Source organism: uncultured Streptococcus sp., assembly GCF_938036805.1.
GTDB lineage: Bacteria > Bacillota > Bacilli > Lactobacillales > Streptococcaceae > Streptococcus.
On sequence record NZ_CALHWC010000019.1, the window covers coordinates 1 to 8,994 of the forward strand.

General features: G+C 44.5%; 9 protein-coding genes. 6 read left to right on the forward strand and 3 right to left on the reverse strand.

The window, feature by feature from the left end:
• Positions 1 to 730: Hsp33 family molecular chaperone HslO (hslO, locus tag Q0191_RS00865; protein ID WP_297662962.1), on the reverse strand; the 730-nt coding region annotated here is incomplete at its 3' end.
• A gap of 238 nt (positions 731 to 968) precedes the next feature.
• Here hslO and Q0191_RS00870 point away from each other — a divergent pair.
• Positions 969 to 1,190: a DUF4649 family protein gene (locus tag Q0191_RS00870; RefSeq protein WP_297662963.1), complete on the forward strand. Its 222-nt coding sequence runs from the start codon at positions 969 to 971 to the stop codon at positions 1,188 to 1,190.
• Positions 1,191 to 1,204: 14 nt separating this feature from the next.
• Complete coding sequence (gene trxA, locus Q0191_RS00875) at positions 1,205 to 1,519, forward strand: thioredoxin (RefSeq protein ID WP_001029581.1); 315 nt, start codon at positions 1,205 to 1,207, stop codon at positions 1,517 to 1,519.
• Positions 1,520 to 1,615: 96 nt separating this feature from the next.
• Here trxA and Q0191_RS00880 read toward each other — a convergent pair whose 3' ends face one another.
• Positions 1,616 to 2,284 (reverse strand): MIP/aquaporin family protein, encoded by a 669-nt coding sequence (locus tag Q0191_RS00880; protein ID WP_297662964.1) that lies wholly within the window; start codon positions 2,282 to 2,284, stop codon positions 1,616 to 1,618.
• 265 nt (positions 2,285 to 2,549) lie between these two features.
• Here Q0191_RS00880 and Q0191_RS00885 point away from each other — a divergent pair, with 265 nt between their 5' ends.
• The gene (locus Q0191_RS00885; RefSeq protein WP_297662966.1) at positions 2,550 to 2,894 is read left to right on the forward strand and encodes a hypothetical protein; all 345 of its coding nucleotides are present in this window, start codon (positions 2,550 to 2,552) and stop codon (positions 2,892 to 2,894) included.
• Between the two features lie 87 nt (positions 2,895 to 2,981).
• Here the strand turns inward: Q0191_RS00885 and pepF are convergent, their stop codons facing one another.
• Positions 2,982 to 4,778 carry an oligoendopeptidase F gene (gene pepF, locus Q0191_RS00890; RefSeq protein ID WP_297662968.1) on the reverse strand — a complete coding sequence of 599 codons (1,797 nt, stop codon included), beginning with the start codon at positions 4,776 to 4,778 and terminating at the stop codon, positions 2,982 to 2,984.
• Between the two features lie 383 nt (positions 4,779 to 5,161).
• On the opposite strand from pepF, the gene pnp reads away from it, so the two are divergent.
• The 3 genes from pnp to Q0191_RS00905 all read left to right on the forward strand — a co-directional run bounded on the left by pnp (position 5,162) and on the right by Q0191_RS00905 (position 8,976).
• Positions 5,162 to 7,360 (forward strand): polyribonucleotide nucleotidyltransferase, encoded by a 2,199-nt coding sequence (gene pnp, locus Q0191_RS00895; protein ID WP_297662971.1) that lies wholly within the window; start codon positions 5,162 to 5,164, stop codon positions 7,358 to 7,360.
• An 88-nt stretch (positions 7,361 to 7,448) separates the two neighbouring features.
• Positions 7,449 to 8,066 carry a serine O-acetyltransferase gene (gene cysE, locus Q0191_RS00900; protein WP_297662973.1) on the forward strand — a complete coding sequence of 206 codons (618 nt, stop codon included), beginning with the start codon at positions 7,449 to 7,451 and terminating at the stop codon, positions 8,064 to 8,066.
• A 145-nt stretch (positions 8,067 to 8,211) separates the two neighbouring features.
• Positions 8,212 to 8,976 (forward strand): nucleoside phosphorylase, encoded by a 765-nt coding sequence (locus Q0191_RS00905; RefSeq protein WP_297662975.1) that lies wholly within the window; start codon positions 8,212 to 8,214, stop codon positions 8,974 to 8,976.
• Positions 8,977 to 8,994: the final 18 nt, after the last annotated feature.

Here is an 8,994-nt window from a genome sequence, read left to right on the forward strand (position 1 = left end):
TCATGAAGCGCTCTTTGCTACAGTCGCACTGGAAGCGGATTTCCTCTTCAGACAGACGTTTGTAGGGTTCGTCTCCATAGATGGCAGCCAGCAGTGCTTCAATATGGTCATCGGATTCCAGCAGTTTTGAGATAGCAGGCATTTCTTGGATCCGCTTCTCAAAGCGGGCGATATCAGCTTCCTTAGCTCCAGGCAGAGCTTGTACCAAGAAACCGCCAGCAACCTTGACTTTATCATGCTCATCTAAGAGAACATTGAGGCCAACGGCGGAAGGAGTTTGCTGACTTTCAGTTAGATAGAAGGCCAGGTCTTCGCCGATTTCACCAGAGATGAGTGGCGTCATAGAATTATAGGGATTGCCAGTGCCGTAGTCCGTGATTACCAAAAATTGACCAGAGCCGACAAAAGGGCCGACTAGAACTTCGCCAGTGGCTGTCTTTTTAATATCGACACCGGGATTTTGCACATAGCCCTTGACATTGCCTTTGGTATCTGCCACGGTGATAATTGCGCCTAGCGAGCTGGTACCAAGAACTTTGACGGTAATCTTAGTCTGGCCTTTTTCATTTGCTGCCAGAATCTGGCTGGCAATCAGTGTGCGGCCGAGTGCTACGGTAGAACTTGCTTGAGTTTGATGTTTTTCTTGAGCGGTCCGAACGGTCTCTGTACTGTCCAACACATAGGCCCGAAAAGAACCGTTTTCTGAGATAGTTTTGATAATTTTGTCCATACCTTTTATTTTAACACAAAAATAAAAACAAACGTAGCCTTTGTGCTTGTTTTTCTTTCAGATTTGTTCTTGCATTGTACTTTGGTCAAGTCAAACAAAAAGGAGAAGATTGACAAATTATGATTTTAAGGTGACTATCTGGGTTCTGACAATGACGGATGCGTTTGAGTTGACAATTGTAATACAATCAGTTACAATAGAAACATAGAATTACGAATGGAATCAAAAAGGAGAGCTTATGATTGAAATTACCTATCTAGACGCAGCTAAAGCTGAACGGAAGATGACTTTCGAGTCTTATGAAGACTTTGAACTATCCCAGCAAGCTTGCTTGATCGGGGTGGCGGATTATCATCCAGTTAAAAAGTTAGTTTATAATGGTCATGATTTGGACTACCATGGGACTTATGGAGATGTGTACTTTTTCCTAATGAAACAGGATTTGAGCCAATATAACTAAAAAGGAGAAATACAATGGCAAAAGCAATTACAGATGCAACATTTGAACAAGAAACAAAAGACGGTTTGGTCTTGGTAGACTTCTGGGCAACTTGGTGTGGTCCATGTCGTATGCAAGGTCCAATCTTGGACAAATTGTCTGAAGAACTTTCAGAAGATGTCTTGAAAATCGTTAAAATGGACGTTGATGAAAATCCAAACACAGCTCGTGCCTTTGGAATCATGTCCATCCCAACCCTTCTCTTCAAAAAAGACGGTCAAGTGGTCAAGCAAGTTGCAGGTGTTCACACAGCAGAACAAATCAAGGCCATCGTTGCTGAATTGAGTTAAAAGCAAAGCACTCCCCATTCAAAAAGGGAGTGCTTTTTTGTTTGCATAGAAAAAGCCCTGTTCCTCAAACTGAGGACAGGACCCTTTTTTCGTTTCTTATTCTTCTGTTCCAAGGCAGTTTTTCGCAACAAGAGCTGCAAGAACACCGCCAACGATTGGAGCAAGGATGAAAATCCAAACTTGTTGAAGGGCTGCGCCACCTACCAAGACAGCTGGTGCCAAGCTACGAGCTGGGTTTACTGAAAGTCCAGTGATGTTCAATCCCACAAGGATCATAGCTGTCAATGACAAACCAATGACCAAACCAGCAATCGCACCATTTCCTTTACTTGCTGAAGTTACGGTCATGATCACCAAAACAAACAAGAAAGTTGCGATAACTTCAAACAGGAAACCACCAAAGACAGTTACACCGTTTGCCAAGGCATTTTCACCAAGACTAGCAGTTGACTTTCCTGAGTTAGCCAAGAGGAAGAAGACCGCACCTGACGCAAGGAAAGCTCCAACCACTTGTCCAAGGATGTAGTTTACAAGCTCTGAAGATGACAAGCGTTTGTTTACAAACATAGCGATTGAAACAGCTGGGTTCAAGTGCGCACCTGAAACAGTTCCGATTGAGAAAGCTGCAACCACGATTGCCAAACCAAAGGCAAAAGCAATTCCAAGGTGTCCAAGACCCTCTGTACCATTTCCAAAAACAACGGCTCCTGTTCCGATGAACACAAGCATGAAAGTACCGATTAATTCAGCGACAAATTTTTTCATTTTCTATCTCCTTTTTTAAAAACTATGTATCAGTTTACCAAAACAAATGAGCGGATTCAAGAAAAGTGCTTTGAAAATGGATCCGCCCTCTTTACTCAAACAGTAGTCGGTGTCTATCACGCTCCTAGCTTGTCTTATTAGTCCTCTATTGATTTAAGAAAAATGATATATTCTAGTTTTTTTGTTTAAAAATAAAATTTTTAGGTTATAATAGAAAGAAGGTAAATCAGCTGTGTTTTACAAAATTTAGAAAAGGGCGCTGTTTATGTTTGAGTCATTATCGCAGTTCTGCTTTATTTTAATGGTTTTTACGCCGTTTATCGCGGTGCCGATTTTCTGTTTCTTTTTGGGCTGGATGATTCCTCGGTCGCAGATAACAGAAAAAAGTATCATGCTTGTACTCAGTTTTGTCCTTTTTAGTCTAGTTTTGATTTCTTACTATGCTCCTCAATTGCTGGGAATGTTTTTTTGGGGGCTTATCTGGTTCTTTATCGGCCTCTTGCGTGCTAAAAATTATAGCAAGTCACAGTTCTGGATAAGGTGGCTTATATTTAGCGTCTGTTTTACAATCTATATTTTGGTTTATCTATATTTCTTTAAACTTTTTTAAAAATTTGGCTTCAAATTTCATTTTAGGAACAGATTTATTGAATCATGTAAAAACAGACTGAGACAAAAATGTCTCAGTCTTGTTTTTTTACTCCCCCAACTCCTCACTGTAGGCAATAATCTGATCAACTGTGTCGGACAAGAACTGGATAGTATCGCGCAGTGGTTTATCTGTTGAAATATCTGCTCCTATAATCATAGCAGACTCAATCGGAGTCTTGCTGCCGCCAGATTTTAGCAGTTCCAGCCAGTCACGGGCACCATTTTCGTCATTTTTCAGGTGGAGGTAACCGGCAGTAGAGATGACCAGACCTGCAGAGTAAGTGTAACTATACAAGCCCATGTAATAGTGAGCCTGACGCATCCAAGTCAGGGCAGCATCGTCGTCAATCTCAACAGCATCGCCCCAGAATTCTGTCAAAACTTCTTTCATGATAGCGTTGAGTTTGCTTGCACCGAAGGTTCCGCCTTCTTCAATCAAAGTATAGACCTTGCGTTGGAAGGCAGCTTCCAGCAAGTGAGTGATGAAGTTGTGGAAGTAAGTATCCGTCAGACGGTGAGCCAGGGCAAAGCGTTTCTGGCGAGGGTTATCAAACTGGCGTTCCAGATAATCACTGAGCAGGAGCTCATTAAAGGTAGACGGTGCTTCCACATAGTAGGTGGACATGTGGGCGTTAAAGTAGCTTTGGTGATTGTCAGAGAAGATAAACTGCCCAGAGTGGCCAATCTCGTGAATCAGAGTATAGACATCGCTCATGCGGCCAGTCCAGCTCATGAGGACGTAAGGGTGAACCCGATAAGGATCCGCAGCATAGCCTCCAGAGTCCTTTCCAGCATTGGCCGCAAAGTCGACCCAGCGTTCTTCCTTATAGCGGGCAACTTCTTGACAATATTCTTGTCCGAGTGGCTCGACTGACTTCATGACGAGGTCGTAGGCATCATCAATGCTGACTTCGGGATTGAGCTCGCTGTCCAAGTCCAGTTTCCAGTCAGCAAAGGTCATTTTTTCAAGTCCGTTTACCTTAGCGACATGCTTGAGGTATTTCTGAGCTACTGGGGCAAATTCGCTCATAATCAAGTCAATCTGCCGGTCAAACATAGAGCGCTCAACTTCTTGCTCAGCTAGCAAGTAGTCAAAGACAGAGTCATAGCCCTTCATGTCAGCCAGTAGTTTTTCAGACTTGACCTGAGCCAAATAGGCAGCTGCGGCAGTGTTTTGGTGCTGACGAAGCCCTTCTGAGAAAGAACGGAAAGCTTTTTCGCGGATTTCTGCATTTTCATGGTTTTGGTAGAAATTCTCATAGGTGACAAAGCTGTTTTTGTATACTTTGCCGTCCACTTCAAAGTCAGCCATAGCAAAGTCGCCGGCTCGCATCTTGGTGTAAATATCCTGTGGACTGTAAAAGACTTCGCCTAGATTGGTCAAGGCTTTTTCGACATCTGCTCCCAGATAGTGGGCTTTTTTGATTTTAGCCTGGCGAATGGCTGAAGTCAGATGGGGCTCTTGGCCTAGTCTCTCCAAGACAGCTTCATCTGCACTGACCAGGGCGTCGTCAAAGAAGCTGAGTACGACATTGGCCTCAGTCTCAAACTCCATGGCTGCTTGGGCAATCTGCGCAAAACTCTCGTCACCAAAATCAGTGGTCTGTGGCATAAAGCCATAGTTGCCGATGTGGCTGATTTGGATATAAATCTGCTCTAACTCAGCAAATGCCCGTTCAAAATCTTCGAAAGTACTAAGCTTGCCTTGGTAATCACGGACGAATTTCTGGATGTCCTCTCTGGCCTTCTCAATTGCCCGCAGGAAGTCCTCTTGGTCTTGGTAAAGGGCGGTTAGGTCCCAGAGTTCATTTTCTGGAAATTCAGAACGATGTTTTTGTTCCATAGTTTACTCCTTTTGATTAAATAACTATATTCAGTATAGCAAAAAATCCTTCAGAATACCTTGCTCATAGGAAAAAATTAAGGAAATATGACTTTAGCTGTCTGCTTAGAAAAAAGAAAATTAGATTTTCAGCACTTTTATAGAAAAAAGCCATTTCCGGTCTTTTTCTTTTGGCTGAAATTGTGGTAAAATAGGGTCTGTACGTGCTTGATACAAAGATGAGGATATAATAAACTACTAAGCCCATGATATCAAAGCTAAAATGCTGAGAAGGTTAGTTGTCAGCTGTGATTATGCTATGAGCTTTTGACGGTACTAATATCTTGATCTTTGTAGCCAAGGCGTATGAAAAAATTAGAGCATATGCTCGGCAAGGAGTCTTTATGACAAAACAAGTTTTTAAAACCGTTTTTGCAGGCCGTGAGTTGGTAGTTGAAACCGGTCAGGTTGCAAAGCAGGCAAATGGTAGCGCCGTTGTTCGATATGGAGAAAGTACCGTTTTAACTGCGGCAACCATGTCTAAAAAGATGGCTACGGGTGACTTTTTCCCATTGCAGGTCAACTATGAGGAAAAAATGTATGCGGCTGGAAAATATCCTGGTGGCTTTATGAAGCGGGAAGGCCGTCCGTCAACAGATGCGACTTTGACGGCTCGTTTGATTGACCGTCCGATTCGCCCTATGTTTGCGGAAGGCTTCCGCAATGAAGTTCAGGTTATCAATACCGTTCTTTCTTATGACGAAGATGCTTCGCCTCAAATGGCTGCGATGTTCGGTAGCTCTCTGGCTCTTTCTATCTCAGATATTCCTTTTAATGGCCCCATCGCAGGAGTTCAGGTCGGCTATATAGATGGTGAATTCATCATCAACCCTAGCAAGGAACAAAAAGAAGTTTCACTTTTGGAACTGACAGTGGCTGGTACCAAAGAAGCTATCAACATGGTAGAGTCTGGAGCCAAGGAACTGTCTGAAGATATCATGCTGGAAGCTCTTCTCAAAGGGCACGAAGCGGTCAAAGAATTGATTGCCTTCCAAGAAGAAATTGTTGCAGCGGTCGGTAAAGAAAAAGCTGAAGTGGAATTGCTTCATGTGGATGCTGAATTACAGGCTGAAATCATTGCAGCTTACAACAGTGACTTGCAAAAGGCTGTTCAGGTAGAAGAAAAGCTGGCGCGTGAAGCAGCAACTCAGGCTGTCAAAGACCAAGTCACAGCAGTTTATGAAGAGAAATATGCAGACCACGAAGAATTTGATCGTATCATGCGTGATGTGGCTGAAATCTTGGAGCAAATGGAGCATGCTGAAGTGCGTCGTTTGATTACCGAAGACAAGGTCCGTCCTGATGGCCGTAAGGTTGATGAAATCCGTCCTTTGGATGCGGTTGTTGACTTCCTTCCTCGTGTACACGGTTCTGGTCTCTTTACTCGCGGGCAAACCCAAGCCTTGTCTATCCTGACTCTGGCACCGATGGGCGAAACCCAAATTATCGATGGTTTGGATCCAGAATACAAGAAACGCTTCATGCACCACTATAACTTCCCGCAATACTCTGTCGGAGAAACCGGTCGTTACGGTGCGCCAGGTCGTCGTGAAATTGGACACGGTGCTCTTGGGGAACGTGCCTTGGAGCAAGTTTTGCCAAGCTTGGAAGAATTCCCATATGCTATCCGTTTAGTAGCAGAAGTTTTGGAATCAAATGGTTCTTCTTCTCAAGCCTCTATCTGTGCGGGCACTTTGGCTCTGATGGCTGGTGGTGTGCCAATCAAGGCGCCAGTTGCCGGAATTGCCATGGGCTTGATTTCAGACGGCAGCAACTACACAGTTCTAACCGATATTCAAGGTTTGGAAGACCACTTTGGCGATATGGACTTTAAGGTGGCTGGTACTCGCGAAGGGATTACAGCCCTGCAAATGGATATCAAGATTGAAGGAATTACAGCGGAAATCCTGACAGAAGCTCTTGCTCAAGCCAAGAAAGCCCGCTTTGAAATCCTTGATGTCATCGAAGCGACGATTCCAGCTCCGCGTCCTGAGTTGGCTCCAACAGCTCCGAAAATCGACACCATCAAGATTGATGTGGACAAGATTAAGATTGTCATCGGTAAAGGTGGGGAAACCATCGACAAGATTATCGCTGAAACCGGTGTTAAGATTGACATTGATGAAGAAGGAAATGTGTCCATCTACTCTAGTGACCAAGACGCCATCAATCGTGCCAAGGAAATCATTGCTGGCTTGGTCCGCGAAGCAAAAGTGGACGAAGTTTATCATGCTAAGGTTGTTCGGATCGAGAAATTCGGTGCTTTTGTCAACCTCTTTGATAAGACTGATGCCTTGGTTCACATTTCTGAAATGGCTTGGACTCGAACCAACAATGTCGAAGACTTAGTGCAAATTGGTGATTTTGTCGATGTTAAGGTCATTAAAATTGACGAAAAAGGCCGCGTAGATGCGTCTATGAAAGCTCTATTGCCACGTCCGCCTAAGCCTGACAAGCCAAAGAGAGACCACGATAAACATCAGGAAAAAGGGCATTTTCAAAAGAAACATGAAGACGCCCCAAAAACTAAATCGGAAGAATAATGAAAAGGGAGTGATCAGGCTCAATTACCTTGCAAAGTTCTTTGTATGGAGCCTACTCCCTTATTTTACCTAATGAAAGGAGAAGAAGATGGGCTGGTGGAAAGAAGCCATTGAGATTGTAAAAGAAAATGATCCGGCTGCTCGTACTTCGCTGGAGGTTATCCTGACCTATCCAGGTGTCAAGGCCTTGGCAGCCCACCGTCTTTCTCATTTCCTCTGGAAGAGAGGCTTTAAGCTGCTGGCACGCATGCACAGCCAATTTTGGCGCTTTTGGACTCAGATTGAGATTCATCCTGGCGCTCAGATTGAGTCTGGGGTCTTCATTGACCATGGTGGCGGACTTGTTATCGGTGAAACGGCAATCGTTGAAAAGGGAGTGCTCTTGTATCATGGAGTGACCCTAGGAGGGACTGGTAAGGATACAGGGAAACGGCATCCGACTGTCCGTCGAGGCGCCTTGGTCTCTGCTCATGCTCAAGTCATTGGCCCAGTTGAAATTGGTGAAAATGCCAAAGTTGGAGCTGGAGCAGTTGTTGTGGCCGATGTGCCCAGTGATGTAACTGTAGTTGGAATCCCGGCTAAGATCGTGCGTGTTCATGGTCAGAAAGATGAGCCAACCATCCACGAGGTGGAAGAACAGCGAGAATATTATTTGGACAAGCTGGAGCATGCCCGTGAAGCCAGCCACCATTCGTCGGAGCTCTAAGAAAGGCCTGTTTTAGACAGCTAACAAGATACCTTAGGAGGTCTTGCCAAGGAGTAATTTGGCAAACGGTAACCCAATGGGCTCACTATAAGTGAAGCCGAAAAGATGAAGCTGGATTTGCTGAAGTCTTAAAGAAAGTGAAGTTATGTTATTAGAGGAATTTGAAGATGTAGCTGGAGTTATTGAACCGACAGATAGGCAGATTATGGACAAGGGGGAGGTTTGCGAAACCATCATCCTGTCCTTTAATGGAAAAATTCTGAAACGTTTGATTGAGTCAGAAGAAGTCTATCAGGGAGGCTATTTAAAAAGCATAAATGGACAGCATCCGTGGTATATGTACGGTCAAGGTCCTAGTAAGCTAGCAGTCATGTTGGCTCCGATTGGGGCTCCCATGATAGTCGGCCAGCTGGAGGAGTTGGCGGCCAGAGGCTTCAAGAATTTCATCATTCTAGGTTCCTGTGGCGTTTTGGATCGCTCAATTGAGGCGGATAAGATTATCTTGCCGGCTGCGGCTTTGCGAGATGAAGGCACTAGCTATCACTATGCCCCACCGGGTGATGAAGTCGCTTATGACGAGTCTCTGTTAGTTAAGCTAGAAGCCGTCTTTGACAAGCACGATATTGAGCATATCCGCACCAAGACTTGGACGACTGATGCTTTTTACCGAGAAACTCCTGAGAAAGTCAAGCGTCGCTTAGCTGCTGGTGCCCAAGTGGTGGACATGGAAGCATCGGCGATCATGGCTTGGAGTCAATTTCGCAAGACCAAGGTCTATCAGTTCTTCTACACAGCTGACTATGTGGATCACCATAACAGAATCTGGGATGCCCGCCATGAAGAGCGGACAGCTGATGCCATGACTTTTTTCATTATCGCTTTGACAATAGCAAAGGAACTAGAAAGGTAACTACAAGAATGGCAGTAT